At 72.6% G+C, this 13,856-nt stretch carries 10 protein-coding genes; all 10 read right to left on the reverse strand.

The window, feature by feature from the left end:
- Positions 1-41 precede the first annotated feature (41 nt).
- The 10 genes from cydD to ACFVXG_RS09760 all read right to left on the reverse strand — a co-directional run bounded on the left by cydD (position 42) and on the right by ACFVXG_RS09760 (position 13,814).
- Entirely contained in the window at positions 42-3,608 is a 3,567-nt protein-coding gene (gene cydD, locus ACFVXG_RS09715; RefSeq protein WP_387925964.1) for a thiol reductant ABC exporter subunit CydD, read from the reverse strand.
- 4 nt (positions 3,609-3,612) lie between these two features.
- Positions 3,613-4,644, reverse strand: a complete 1,032-nt coding sequence (gene cydB, locus ACFVXG_RS09720; RefSeq protein ID WP_387925966.1) for a cytochrome d ubiquinol oxidase subunit II — start codon at positions 4,642-4,644, stop codon at positions 3,613-3,615.
- Positions 4,645-4,674: 30 nt separating this feature from the next.
- Positions 4,675-6,219 carry a cytochrome ubiquinol oxidase subunit I gene (locus tag ACFVXG_RS09725; RefSeq protein ID WP_387925968.1) on the reverse strand — a complete coding sequence of 515 codons (1,545 nt, stop codon included), beginning with the start codon at positions 6,217-6,219 and terminating at the stop codon, positions 4,675-4,677.
- A gap of 360 nt (positions 6,220-6,579) precedes the next feature.
- Positions 6,580-7,944, reverse strand: a complete 1,365-nt coding sequence (locus tag ACFVXG_RS09730) for an oxygenase MpaB family protein (RefSeq protein WP_387925969.1) — start codon at positions 7,942-7,944, stop codon at positions 6,580-6,582.
- Positions 7,937-8,500: a Uma2 family endonuclease gene (locus tag ACFVXG_RS09735; RefSeq protein ID WP_387926491.1), complete on the reverse strand. Its 564-nt coding sequence runs from the start codon at positions 8,498-8,500 to the stop codon at positions 7,937-7,939. Before ACFVXG_RS09735 ends, ACFVXG_RS09730 begins: the two co-directional genes overlap by 8 nt.
- A gap of 211 nt (positions 8,501-8,711) precedes the next feature.
- Positions 8,712-9,644 carry an LAETG motif-containing sortase-dependent surface protein gene (locus ACFVXG_RS09740; protein WP_387925970.1) on the reverse strand — a complete coding sequence of 311 codons (933 nt, stop codon included), beginning with the start codon at positions 9,642-9,644 and terminating at the stop codon, positions 8,712-8,714.
- Positions 9,645-9,821: 177 nt separating this feature from the next.
- The gene (locus ACFVXG_RS09745; RefSeq protein WP_387925972.1) at positions 9,822-11,333 is read right to left on the reverse strand and encodes a sensor histidine kinase; all 1,512 of its coding nucleotides are present in this window, start codon (positions 11,331-11,333) and stop codon (positions 9,822-9,824) included.
- A 15-nt stretch (positions 11,334-11,348) separates the two neighbouring features.
- Positions 11,349-12,137 carry a response regulator transcription factor gene (locus ACFVXG_RS09750; RefSeq protein WP_387925974.1) on the reverse strand — a complete coding sequence of 263 codons (789 nt, stop codon included), beginning with the start codon at positions 12,135-12,137 and terminating at the stop codon, positions 11,349-11,351.
- A gap of 291 nt (positions 12,138-12,428) precedes the next feature.
- Positions 12,429-12,905, reverse strand: a complete 477-nt coding sequence (locus tag ACFVXG_RS09755) for a carboxymuconolactone decarboxylase family protein (protein ID WP_387925976.1) — start codon at positions 12,903-12,905, stop codon at positions 12,429-12,431.
- Positions 12,906-13,040: 135 nt separating this feature from the next.
- Positions 13,041-13,814: a helix-turn-helix domain-containing protein gene (locus tag ACFVXG_RS09760; RefSeq protein WP_387925978.1), complete on the reverse strand. Its 774-nt coding sequence runs from the start codon at positions 13,812-13,814 to the stop codon at positions 13,041-13,043.
- Positions 13,815-13,856: the final 42 nt, after the last annotated feature.

Below are 13,856 nucleotides of genomic sequence, written 5' to 3' on the forward strand. Positions count from 1 at the left end.
CGGGCGGGGGGCGACGCGGCCGGACGGAGGCCGGTGCGCCGTCACACCGCCACCGCCTCCAGCAGCCCGTCCGCCTCCCGCTCCCGGCGCCACAGCTCGTGCAGCCGCCCGTCCGGGTCGGCGACCAGCTCGGACCAGCGGCCCCGCTCGGCGACCCGGCCGGCCTCCAGCACCAGCACCTCGTCCACGGTGCCGTCGTCCAGTCCGGCGAGCCGGTGGGTGATCAGCACGGTGGTCCGGCCCGCGGTGGCGGCCAGCAGGTCGGCGGTGAGGGCGTCGGCGGTGGGCAGGTCGAGGTGTTCGGCGGGCTCGTCCAGGACCAGCACGGGGAAGTCGGCCAGCAGGGCCCGGGCGAGCGCGAGGCGCTGGCGCTGGCCGCCGGAGAGGCGGGCGCCGTGCTCGCCGACCATGGTGTCCAGGCCGTCCGGCAGGCCCTCGGTCCAGTCCAGCAGCCGGGCGGCGGCGAGGGCGGCGCGCAGCTCGTCCTCGTCCGCGTCGGGGCGGGCCAGCCGCAGGTTCTCGCGCAGCGAGCTGTCGAAGACGTGGGCGTCCTGGGCGCAGAGGCCGATCACCCGGCGGACGTCCTCGCCCGCGAGCGCGCGACTGTCCACAGCCTGTGGACGACCGGCGGCGAAGGTGACGGACCCGGCGCCGGGCTCCAGGAAGCGCAGCAGCGCCTGGGCGAGCGTGGTCTTGCCGGAGCCGGAGGGGCCGACCACGGCGATCCGGCGGCCGGGCGCGAGGTCGAGGTCGACGCCGCTGAGCGCGTCCACGGCCTGCCCGGGGTGCCGTACGGTCAGCCCGCGCACCGCGACGGGCAGCGGCTGCGCGGGCAGCGCGGCCGGCTCCGCCGCCTCGGACACCGGCGCGGGGGCGGTCAGCACCTCGTCCAGCCGGGCCCGGGCGGCGCGGCTGCGCTGGCGGGCCTGGACGGCGAGCGGCATCCCGGTGACGGCCTCGAAGGCGGCCAGCGGGGTCAGCACCACGACGGCCAGGCAGACCGGTGCGAGCGCGCCGCCGCGCACCCCCTGGATGCCGACGGCGGCCGCGGCGACCACGGTCAGCCCGGTGAGCAGGGCGATCAGCCCGGTGCCGAGCGCGGTGGTGGCGGCGGAGCGGGCGGCGAGGCCGGTGAGGGCGGCGTCGGCGGTGCGGACGGCGGCCAGCCGGGCGGGCAGCGCGCCGGCCACGGTGAGTTCGGCGGTGCCGGTCAGGCCGTCCACCACCGCGGTGGCCAGGCGCCCGCGGGCCGGCGCCTGGCGCCGCTCGGCGTCGGCCGACCAGCGGGCGGCCAGCGCGGGCACCAGCACCCCGGCGAGCAGCAGTCCGAGGCCGAGCACCAGCCCGGCGGAGGGCAGGAAGGCGCCCATCGCGACGGCCGAGGCGAGCGAGACCACGGCCGCGACGGCGGCGGGCAGCCGCCAGCGCAGGTGGTGGTCCTGGATCGCGTCGACGTCGGCGACCAGCCGGGAGAGCAGGTCGCCGCGCCGGAAGGCGGGCAGCCCGGCGGGGGCGAGCACGGTCAGCCGGCGGTACACGGCGGCCCGCAGGGTGCCGAGGGTGCGCAGCACCGCGTCGTGGGAGACCAGCCGTTCGGCGTAGCGGAAGACGCTGCGGCCGATGCCGAAGGCGCGGACGGAGGTGACGGCCATCATCAGGTAGAGCACCGGGGGCATCTGGGAGGCCCGGGAGATGAGGTAGCCGGAGGTGGCCATCAGGGCGACGGCGCTGCCGAGGGCGAGCGCGCCGAGCAGCACGGACAGCGCCAGCCGGGGGGCGGCGGGCTCGGCAGTGACTCGCCCGCTCGCCTCCGGGCGCTCCGACCCGGCGCCGACGGTCGGCGCTCCCTCGCTCCTGCGTCGCTCCCTCGCGCTCTCCCTTTCGGCACCGGCGCGCCCTTCGGCTCGGGGCGGGGCCGCGTGGGTGGGCGGGGCGACCGGCTGCTGCGGCTCGACCGGTGCCCCCGCGAGCCGGACCCGCTGGTCCGCAACCGCCAGCAGCGCGGGCCGGTGGGCGACCACCAGCACGGTGCGCGCCGGATCCTCGGCGAGGGCCCGGACGGCGGCCACGACGGCCGCCTCGGAGGCGCCGTCCAGGTTGGCGGTGGGCTCGTCGAGGAGCGCCAGCGGCCGGTCGTCGGCGAGCAGCACCCGGGCGAGGGCGAGGCGCTGGCGCTGGCCGGCGGAGAGCCCGGCGCCGTCCTCCCCCAGTTCGGCGTCCAGGTCGGTGACGAAGTCGAGCGCGTGGGCGGCCCGCAGCGCCGTCCACAGCTGCTCGTCGGGCGCCTCGGGCCGGTAGAGCCGCAGGTTGTCGGCGATCGTCCCGGCGAACAGGTGGGGGTGCTGGGGCACCCAGGCGATCTGCCGCCGCCAGCTGCCGGGTTCCAGTTCGGCGAGGTCGTGCGTCCGCCCGTCGGCGGCGGTGATCCGGACGGTGCCGGCCTGCGGGGCGGTGAGGCCGAGCAGGACGGCCAGCAGGGTGGACTTGCCGGCCCCGCTGGGCCCGGTGAGGGCGGTGCTGGAGCCGGGGCGCAAGGTGAGCGCGGCGCCGTCCAGGGCGGGCAGGGCGCGTCCGGGGTGGCGTACGGTCAGGCCCTCGGCGGTGATCACGGCGCCGGTGAGGTCGGGGGCGGGGCGGGTGCCCGCGGCGGGCAGCGGGGTCTCCAGCACCCGGAAGATCTCGTCGGCGGCGGTGAGCCCCTCGACGCTGGAGTGGTAGAGCGCGCCGACCTGGCGGATCGGGAAGTACACCTCGGGGGCGAGGATCAGGATCAGCAGCCCGGTCTCCAGGTCGAGGGTGCCGTCGACCAGCCGGAAGCCGATGGTGACCGCGACCAGCGCCACGGACAGGGTGGAGAGCAGCTCCAGCGCGAAGGAGGAGATGAAGGCGATCCGCAGGGTGCGCAGGGTGGCCCGGCGGTAGTCGGCGGTGATCCGGGCGATGGTGGCGGCCTGGGCGCGGGCCCGGTTGAACACCTTGAGGGTGGGCAGGCCCGCCACGACGTCGAGGAAGTGGTGGGAGAGCCGGGCGAGGGAGTTCCACTGGCGGTCCATCCGGGCCTGGGTGGCCATCCCGATGAGCACCATGAACAGCGGGATGAGCGGCAGCGTCCCGGCGATGACCGCGGCGGAGGTGAAGTCGGCGCCGACGATCCGCAGCAGCACGATCACCGGGACGACCACGGCGAGCGCCAACTGCGGGAGGTAGCGGGCGAAGTAGTCGTCGAGGGCGTCGATGCCGCGGGTGGCGAGGGCGGTGAGCTCGCCGGTGCGCCGGCCCGCCAGGTAGGACGGGCCGAGCGCGGTGGCGTGGTCGAGCAGCCGGCGCCGCAGGGTGGACTTCACCCGGGCGACGGACCGGTGCGCGGTGAGTTCGGTGAGCCAGCCGACCAGCCCGCGGCCGACGGCGGTCAGGGCGAGCAGGACCAGCGGGGTGGTCAGTTCGCCGAGGCCGGCCCCGCGCTGGAAGGCGCGGACCACGATCTCGGCGATCAGGCTCGCCTGGGCGACCACCAGGGCCGCGCCCGCCCCGCCGAGGAGCACGGATCCGGCGAGGAAGGCACGGGTGGTGCGGGCGTGGGCGAGCAGTCTCGGGTCGACCGGCTTCACGGCGTCAGGCCTGGTCGAGCGGGGCGGCGGGCTGGTGGGTGCTGCCCGGGATGTGCTGCACCCCGATCCGCTTGCGGAACACCCAGTACGTCCAGCCCTGGTAGAGCAGCACCAGCGGGGTGAACACGGCGGCCACGATGGTCATCAGCTTGAGGGTGTACGGCGAGGAGGCCGCGTTGGTCACGGTCAGGCTCCAGGCCGGGTTCAGCGTGGACGGCATGACGTTCGGGAAGAGCGCCAGGAAGAGCATCGCGACCGCGGCCACGATGGTCGCCCCGGAGAGGATGAACGCCCAGCCCTCGCGGCCGAGTTGGTTGGCCACCAGGGCTGCGACCAGGGCCAGCACGGCGACGGTCAGGGCGACCAGGCTGCGGCCGTTGCCGCTGTCCGCCTGGGTCCAGACCAGGAAGGCGAGGGCGAGGACGGCGGCGGCCAGACCCGCCTGGAGAGCCGCCTTGCGGGCCCGCTCGCGGATCTCGCCGACGGTCTTGAGGGCCGCGAACACCGCGCCGTGGAAGGTGAACAGGGTGAGCGTCACCAGGCCGCCGAGCAGCGCGTACGGGTTGAGCAGGTCGGCGAGTCCGCCGACGTAGTTCTTCTGCGCGTCGATGTCCACGCCGCGGACGATGTTGGCGAAGGCCACGCCCCACAGGAAGGCCGGCAGCAGGGAGGTCCAGAAGATGGCCTCCTCCCAGTTGCGCTGCCAGCGGGCGCCGTCGCGCTTGGCCCGGTACTCGAAGGCCACGCCGCGGACGATCAGGCAGACCAGGATGACCAGCAGCGGGATGTAGAAGCCGCTGAACAGGGTCGCGTACCAGTCCGGGAAGGCGGCGAAGGTGGCGCCGCCGGCGGTCAGCAGCCAGACCTCGTTGCCGTCCCAGACCGGGCCGATGGTGTTGATCAGCACCCGGCGCTCGGCGGTGTTCCGGGCGAGCGGCTTGGTGAGGATGCCGATCCCGAAGTCGAAGCCCTCCAGGAAGAAGTAGCCGATCCACAGGACCGCGATCAGCACGAACCAGACGTCGTGGAGTTGCATGTCAGATCCTCAAATCCCCTGTGGTGCCGGTCAGTACGCGAAGGCGAGCGGCTTGTCGGCGTCCTCGTCCGCGGACGGGCCGCGCAGCGACGGGTCCTTGGCCGGGGGCCGCTCGGTCACCACCGGCCCGGCCTTGGCGTACTTGACCAGCAGCCGGACCTCGACGACGGCGAGGATCGCGTACAGCGTGGTGAAGGTGACCAGGGCGCCGATCTGGGTGCCGATGCCGACGTTCGGGGAGACGGCGCTCGCGGTGGTCATCAGGCCGAAGACGGCCCAGGGCTGACGGCCCATCTCGGTGAAGATCCAGCCGAAGCTGTTGGCGATCAGCGGGAAGCCCATGGTCAGGATGCCGATCCGCCAGCTCCACTTGGTGAGCAGCGGCCCCATCTCCCGTGACGGGGTGAGCATCAGCCGGGGCACCTCGGTGTCGCCGGTACGGAACTCGGGGCGCAGCAGGAACGTGCGCCGGGTGGTCCAGAGGCCGATCAGGGCGGCGACGAAGGAGGTCATCCCGAAGCCGATCATGAAGCGGAAGCCCCAGTACGTCACGAAGACGCTCGGGATGTAGTCCTTGGGGTTGCCGCCGTGCGCGGCGGCCTCGGCGGCCGCGGTGTCGTTGATGCCGGGGACGGAGGAGCTGAAGTCGCTGTGGGCGAGGAAGGAGAGTATCCCGGGGACCTCCAGCTCGACCGAGTTGTGGCCCTTGCTGACGTCGCCGACCGCGAAGATCGAGAACGGCGCGGGCGACTGGGTGTCCCACAGCGCCTCGGCGGCGGCCATCTTCATCGGCTGCTGCTCGAACATGACCTTGCCGAGGGTGTCGCCGCTGAGCGCGGTGCCGGCGCCGAAGACCACGGCGAGCACCAGGCCGAGCCGCAGCGAGGTGCGCATCACGGCGGTCTTCTTGGGGTCGGCGCTCTCCGGCCTGCGCTTGGCCTTCCAGAGGTGGAAGGAGGCGATGCCGACCATGAAGGCGGCGCCGGTCAGGAAGGCGGCGGTCAGGGTGTGGAAGACGACGGTGAGCGTGGTGTTCTGGAACAGCACCTTGGTGATGTCGGTGAGCTGCGCCTTGCCGGTGGCCGGGTCGATCGCGTAGCCGACCGGGTGTTGCATCCAGGAGTTGGCGGCCAGGATGAAGTAGGCGGAGAGCACGGTGCCCAGCGAGACCATCCACATGCAGGCGCAGTGGATCTTCTTCGGCAGCTTGTCCCAGCCGAAGATCCACAGGCCGATGAAGGTGGACTCGAAGAAGAACGCGATCAGCGCCTCCATCGCGAGCGGGGCGCCGAAGACGTCGCCGACGAAGCGGGAGTAGTCGGACCAGTTCATGCCGAACTGGAATTCCTGGACGATTCCGGTGACGACACCCATCGCGATGTTGATGAGGAAGAGCTTTCCCCAGAACTTGGTCGCGTGGAAGTACTTCTCCTTGTTCGTACGCACCCAGGCGGTCTCCAGCCCGGCCACGATGGCGGCCAGGCTGATGGTGAGCGGTACGAAGAGGAAGTGGTAGACGGTGGTGACTCCGAATTGCCATCGCGCGATCGTCTCGTGAGCGATTGCCAGTTCCACGTCGCCCTCTCTCCCAACCGGCCCGTTCTCAGGGCGTGTTCCGGACAAACTTCATCTATTGCCGTAGACCGTTGCACAAGCGTGCAAGCTTGTCCGCTTGTGAACGTGAACACGTTCACAAGCACAGTATCCACCATCCTTACGGAGGAACCGCAGGTGGGGTCGCGTTGACACCCGTGTGCGGTGCGTCACGGTGAGCGCAGGCGGTGCGCACAGTCTGCGGACCGACCGGCGCCGCGGCAACGAACGAGCGGGCGGACGGCGCGTCGCTCTTGGCCGAACCGGCGCTTGACAGCAGCACGCCCCGCTCGCGGCGGCGAGCGGGGCGTGCTAGGTGCTTGCTCGGTTACGGACGGCCGACTACGGACGACCGAGGAGCTGGGCGCCCGAGGTCGAGTCGGCGCGGGCCGTGAAGAACTCGGTGAAGCCGCCCACGAACTCCTCCACCGTGATCCGCCCGTCCCCGTCCGTGTCCAACTGGCGGAAACCGTGCGACAGTTCGGCCGGGTGCACCCGGGGGCCGCCGAACACCACGCGGTACTCGTCGAACTCCAGGAAGCCGCTGCCGTCCGTGTCGGCCGCGGTGAACACCGCCCGCAGCGCGGGCAGCAGCCCCCGCTCCAGGTACGCCTCGTCCCGGTCGCAGCCCGCCAGGGTCGCCGCCACGAACTCCTCCCGGCTCACCTCGCCGTCCCCGTTGGCGTCCATCGCCACCCGCAGCTGCTCCCACCACCCGTCGAAGGCCGCGTACACCCGGGCCTCGGCGGCCTCGTCCAACTCCAGCTGCCAGCACACGTTGTGGGCCATCGCCCGCAGGTCGTGCACGGTGATGACACCGTCGCCGGTCTGGTCGAGCACCTCCCGGAAGAACCGGTCCACCCGGGAGCCCCGCGCGTCCCGGCGCTGCGGACGCAGCCGGCCCGGCGGGGCCTGCTCCTCCGGGGAGCGATAGCGCATCCGCTCCGGGAGGCGCGGGACGACGACCCCGGCCCCGCGGTGCAGCAGCACGGACAGCAGGGCACCCCGCCTCGTCCGGACCAGGCCGAGCCGCTCCCGTACGGCCGGCGGCAGGTCGGCCACCGTCAGCTCACGGATCACCCGGGCCACCACCGCCCGGGTGACCCGCCACCCGGCGTCCCCGAGGAACCACAGCCGGCGCGGGCGGGGCGCCTCGTGCAGGATGTCGTCCAGGAGGTAGCGGGCGGCCTCGGTGAACTCCAGCTTCTCGGCGGTGTACCGGGCGAAGTAGCCGGGCAAGTCGGCGGCAGCCTTGGGGAGTTCCGCCTCGGGAAGGTCGAAGGCCGCGATCGCCTCCCTGAACTCCCGGTAGGCGAGCTCCAGTTGCCCGGCGTCGTAGGCGTCCCCGCCGAGCCGCCGCATGGCGACCACGCACTCGAACAGCGTCAGCAGCACCCACACCCTGGTCGCCGCGTCCCGGGCGTCGTACGCCTGGCCGTCCGGCATCTCGCCACGGATCCGCTTGTGCGCCCGCTCCAGCCGGGCGACCTCCCGACGCAGCGCCTCCTCGTCCTGGTAGAACAGCCGCCGCCCGCTCCCCAACGTGTGCTCGATCCGCCGCCACGGATGCGCCCGGTAAGTGGAGTGCTCGTGCATCCCGGCCCCCACCACCGGATCCGCCGCCTGCAGGATCAGCAGCCGCCAGGCGACGAGGGCGATCCGCCACTCGGAAAGGTCCCGCTTGAAGGAGACGGCCAGGTCAGACACTACGCACTCCAGTGATTTCGGGGCCGATCACACAGCCCTCGGCGGGTCCCTCCGGAATAACCGCGTTCTTGCCGTACGGGTACCGGAACGAAAAGTCATACGCTCGGCGCCCAGGATCCGGCCTCGCAAGGACGGTGACAGCACCACCGTGGTCGCTGTCGTCGACGATGACGTACACCGGAATGCCCGCACCCGCGTAGAAGCCTGGCTTCAACTCCCGTTCCCGCCAGCTGCTGAACCCCACGATCTCGACGACGAGTGGAACCCCGGACGCCAACACACCCACTCCCTCTGGGTGTTCGATCTCCGTGGTGTCCTCGGGCAACACGAGAAGGTCGGGCTTCATGGCACTCAGACCGGAAATCACGTATCGGACCTGGGGCTTGTAGCCCGTCCCCCGAAGCTGCTTCCTCAGTCCTCTCCCCAGAGCACCGGCTACCGCCATATGACGAGAGTCGCCGATGAGCGAGACGCTGATGCTGCCCTCATCGATCTCTGCACGGACACGCCTCGGAAAGGTCATGGCCTTCCAGACCCTCCACGACCTCTGGTCCATGTCCACTTCGCTCTCCCGGTGCCTGGGCAACAGGTGGACCATCGCACGCGGTCGAGGGCTGATCGGGTGAATGGTTCAGGGTTCACCCGAACGGGGCGTTTGGGGTACGGAAACGCGAAACCGCAGGGCAGGCCGGGAGGGGGCCTGCCCTGCGGTTCGGGGTGGGGTGGGGGTTCGCGGCCTCCTCCCGAGCGGGCGCGAACCGGGTGGGTCAGGAGGTGGGGCGGGCGCTCTTGCGGCGCGAGACGTAGAGGGCGGCGGCGCCGAGGCTGATGGCGGTGGCGGCTCCGAGGGCGAGGTACGGGGTGGCCGGGTTGGAGCCGGTCTCGGCGAGCTCGGCGGTCGAGCCGGTGGTCGCGGTGGTGGTCGTGGTGGCGGCCTTGGTGTCGGTGGAGCTCGAAGTCTTCGCCGTAGTGGTCGACTTGTCGGTGTTGGTGGTGCCGGTGGAGGTGGTCGACGCCGTGCTGTCGGTGGCCGGGGTGACGGTGTCGGGCTGCTGGGCGGGCTGCTCCGCCGGCTTCTCAGCCGGCTTCTCAGCCGGCTTCTCGGCGGGCTTCTCCGCCGCGGCCTTGGCGTCGGCGAGGGCCTTGTCGGCGTTGTTCTTCGCGGCGAGAGCGGTTTCGACCGCCTTGTTGGCGGCGTTGATCTTGCGGTAGAGCTCGACCTTGGCGTCGTCCGCCGCCGTGCCGGCGGCTGTGGCGGCCTCCTTGGCCTGCTTCTCGGCGGCGATGGCGGCGTTGGCCTTGTCCATCGCCTTCAGCAGGTCCTGCCGGGCCTTCTCGCGCTCGGCGTCCGACGCCTTGTCGTAGACGGACATCGCCTTGTGGAGGTCGTCCTCGGCGGCGGTCCGGGCCTCGGTGGCCTTCTTGGCGGCGGCCTGGGCCTCGCGGAGCTTGGCGAGGTAGGGCTCCGGGTCGAAGGCTTCGAGCTTGGCGGCGATGGCGGCCTGCTCGGCCTTGGCCGCCTGGTAGGCCTTGTCCGCGTCGGCGGCGGCCTTCTCCAGGGCGGCGATCGAGCCGGTGTCGTTGCGGGTCTGCGCCGCCGGAGCCGACTCCGCGAAGGCGGGTGCCGCGGAGAGGACGGCTGCGGGCGAGATCACGGCGGCGACGAGGGCGGCCGAGACCAGCGTACGGCGGAGTTTCACAATGACCCCTTTCGGGTCGGGAGAATGAGCGCAAATGCCCTTGCCCGAGCGCCTTCTGACGCTCCGGCAGCGCTGATCATAGGCATACGGATTCTTTACTCTCCATGCCGGTTTCCGGCAAGGAAACGGCCTCCGCAATTGCCCGGTCCGCAGCGGAATTGACGAGTCGACAAAGACTCAGGAAACCCGGTCACCATTCGTGGGCAGTTCGACCCGGAACGTAGCGCCGGCGCCCGGTGAGGTGTCCAGGGTGAGGGTGCCGCCGTGGGCGCGGGTGAGGGCGGTGGCGATGGCGAGGCCGAGTCCGCCGCCGCCGCCGTTGTCCCGGCTGCGGGAGGCGTCGACCCGGTAGAAGCGGTCGAAGACCCGCTGGGCCTGCTCCTCGGTGAGGCCGGGCCCGGCGTCGGCGACCTCCAGCAGGCAGACCCCGTCGGGCCCGCCGCCGACCCCGATCCGCACCGGGGTGCCGGGCGGGGTGTGCTTGACGGCGTTGCCGACCAGGTTGGTGACCACCTGCCGCAGCCGCGCCTCGTCGCCGAGGACGGGCGCCGCGCCGGGCGCGCCGGTGCCGGCCGGGCCGGTGAGGGCGACCGGGCGGCTGGGGTCGAGCGCGGTGAGGTCGTGCAGGGCGTCGGCGGCGAGGGTGCGCAGGTCCATCGGGGCCAGGTCGAGCGGGCGTTCCTCGTCGAGCCGGGCGAGCACCAGCAGGTCCTCGACCAGGGTGCCCATCCGGACGGCCTCGCTCTCGATCCGGCTCATGGTCCGGGTGACGTCCGCCTCGGTGGGCAGCGCGCCCATCCGGTACAGCTCGGCGAAGCCCCGGATGCCGGCCAGCGGGGTGCGCAGTTCGTGCGAGGCGTCGGCGACGAAGCGCCGCATCCGGGCCTCGGACTCGGCGCGGGCCGCGAAGGCCGCCTCGATCTGGGTGAGCATGCCGTTGAGCGCGATCGACAGCCGTCCGACCTCGGTGCCGGGGGAGAGTTCCGGCATCCGGTGCGAGAGTTCGCCGGCGGCGATCCGGGCGGCACCCTCCTCGATCCGCCGCAGCGGCCGCAGTCCGGCCCGGACGGCGAAGAAGCCGAGCGCGGTGATCAGCAGCAGGACGCCCCCGCCGATGGCCAGGAAGGAGGTGCTCAGCCGGCCGGTGGTGGCGTCGACGTCCTCCCGGGAGACGGCGACCATGACGTAGGTCGGGGTGGCGGCCGGCGAGGCGTACGCGCCGATCCCGGGGGCGGGCGCGCGCGGCGCCTGGAGCGGCAGCACCAGCACCCGCCAACTGTGGTGGCCGCGCTGGTCGGGCAGGTCGAAGGGGGTGTCCGCGGCGGTCTGGGTCGGGTCCAGTCCGGCCAGCTGCGGCGCCGGGTCGCTGTCCGAGAGGGGCTGGCGCAGGGACGTCTGGACCTTGCCGTCCGAGGACAGCCACTGCACCAGGTACTGGCTGGGCAGGCTGATCCGGCGCCCGGTGACGACCGGCTTCCCGCCCCCCGGGGTGGCCAGCTGCATCGGCGCCTTGCGCGACAACGGCACGCCGTAGCGCTGGAGTTGCTCGTCCAGCTGCTCCACCAGCTGGGCCCGTACGGTGCCCAGCACGAAGGTGTCGCTGACCACCAGCCCGGTGGTCACCAGCGCGAGGGCGAGGACCAGGAGCCGGGCGCGCAGCGACAGCCGGGAGGTGAAGCGGGTGAACACGGGCGGGCGGGCCGATCAGCCCTGCGGGGGGCGGCGCAGCGCGTAGCCGATGCCGCGCACGGTGTGGATCAGCTTGGGGCCGTGAGCGGGGCCGGAGTCGAGCTTGCGGCGCAGGTAGGAGATGTACGACTCGACGATGGAGAGGTCGCCGCCGAAGTCGTAGGCCCAGACGTGGTCGAGGATCTGCGCCTTGGACACCACCCGGCCGACGTTGGCCATCAGGTAGTGCAGCAGCTTGAACTCGGTCGGGGAGAGCGCGACCGGGATGCCGGCCCTGGTCACCTCGTGGGCGATCGGGTCGAGGCTGAGGTCGGCCACCAGCAGGCGCCCGTCCTCGGCGGGGCCGCCGGCCCGGCGCAGGATCGCCCGGATCCGGGCGATCAGCTCCTCCAGGCTGAACGGCTTGGTGACGTAGTCGTCCGCGCCGGCGGCCAGGCCCTGCACCTTGTCGCCGACGCCGTCCTTGGCGGTGAGGAACAGCACCGGCAGGTGGTCGCCCGGGTGCCCGTGCGCGGGCCCGGCTATCTGGCCCCGGTTGGTGCGCTCGCGCAGCTTCTCGACGACGGTGAAGCCGTCGAGGTCGGGCAGCATCACGTCGAGGACCACCAGGTCCGGCCGCTCGACGGCGATCAGCTCCAGCGCCTCGGTCCCGCTCGCGGCGGAGGCCACCCGGAATCCGGAGAAGCGCAGCGAGGCGGCGAGCAGTTCGCGGATGTTCGGCTCGTCGTCCACGACGAGGAGGAAGGCCTCGCCCTGGCCCCCGGCCACGGCGGGGCCGCCCGGTGTGGTGACAGTGCCTTGCACGGGGGTTTCGCCTCCCGGTCGGACGATGACGTTCAGCATGAGGCTAGCCCCCGGAGGCTATGCGGCATGGATGAATGTTGGATTAACACCTTAACGGTCGGTTTTTGGGCGCCGAGCCCCCAGGGGTGGGGCTCGGTGGTGTGCGTACCGGCTCCGCTCTCCTGCGGGGCCTCGGACGGCGGCGGACGGGGCCGGGCGGCGGCGGCGGGCGGGGTCGGGCGGGGTCAGGCGGCCGCAGACGGCGGCGGGCGGCCGGACGGAGTTCCGTCCGGCCGCCCGCGCGGTCCCGGCTCAGTGCTGGGCGAACTGCCCCGGCCGGTAGTCGCCCGCGGGCTGGCGGAGCATGACGTTGCCGCGGTTGAACGCGTTGATCAGCGCGATCACGCAGACCAGCGCCGCGAGCTGCTCCTCGTCGTAGTGCTTCGCCGCGTTCGCCCACGCCTCGTCCGTCACCCCGCCCCCGTCGGCCAGCCGGCTGCCCTGCTCGGCCAGCTCCAGGGCGGCCCGCTCGGCGTCGGTGAAGACGGTGGCCTCCCGCCAGGCCGCCACCAGGTTCAGCCGGGTCGCCTCCTCCCCCGCGTGCACGGCGTCCTTGAAGTGCATGTCGACGCAGAACCCGCAGCCGTTGATCTGGCTGGCCCGCAGCCGCACCAACTCCTGGGTGGCGTACGGCAGTGCCGAGTCCGCGATCGGCTGGTTCGCGGCGATGAGGTGCTTGTAGACCTTGCCCATGACCGGGCTGGTGAAGGGGTTCAGTCGGGCTTCCACGGTGTGCTCCCTCGGGTGCGCTGGTGCGTCCTGCTTGTGCTGCCTCTATGACCGGGCAGCGGGGCAGGGTGTGACACGGTGCGGATGTGGTCCGCGTCACCCGTTGGCGTCACCCCTTGGCATCAGCCGTTCGCGTCAGCCGTTGGCGTCGTCCGACCCCTCGGCCCCTTCGGGCTCGGCGCCCTCGGGCTCGGCGTCCTCGGGCCTCGCGTGGAGGACCAAGCGGCCCTGCTCGGCGGCCCGGGCGATGGATTCGGAGATGAAGTCGAGGAAGCGGGCGATGCTCTCCAGCCGGTTGCCGGCCGGGGTGCCGGCGCCGAGGACGCCGACGCCCTCGCGGGTGGTGTCGACGAGCTGGGCGGTGGTCTGGGCGCTGACCATCATCGACCGGTACCAGATGTCGTCGTCGATGAAGTAGCGCTCGCGGCGGCGTTCGTCGCGCTCCCGGGTCACCATGCCCTGGGCCTCGAGGAACGCGATCGATTTGGAGATGGTCGCCGGGCTGACCTGGAGGCGCTCGACGAACTCGGCGGCGGTGAGGCTGCCCTCGTCGGTGATGTAGAGGCAGGCCAGCACCCGGGACATCATCCTGGGCATGCCCGACTGCATCATGACGGTGGTCAGCACCTCCTCGTAGGCGCGCACCGCCTCGGCGTCCCGGCCGTGCGGCTGCGGGGCGCTGTTCGGCTCCTGGGGCGCGGACTGCCGCCGGCGCTGGGCCCGGTGGCCGGTGGCGCGGTGGGCCAGGTCGGCGCGGTAGGTGCCGGGGCCGCCGTTGCGCATCACCTCGCGGGTGACGGTCGAGGTCGGCCGGTCGAGGCGCCTGGCGATCTCCGCGTACGCGAGGCCGTCGGCCAGCCCCAGCGCGATCTGCTGGCGTTCCTGCTGGGTGAGTCTGCCTCCCGGCATCGCGGCCTCCTCGGTGATCCGTGGTCTCTCCGCACAACATAG

The organism is Kitasatospora sp. NPDC058162, assembly GCF_042884005.1.
In the GTDB taxonomy this organism is placed as follows: Bacteria; Actinomycetota; Actinomycetes; order Streptomycetales; family Streptomycetaceae; genus Kitasatospora.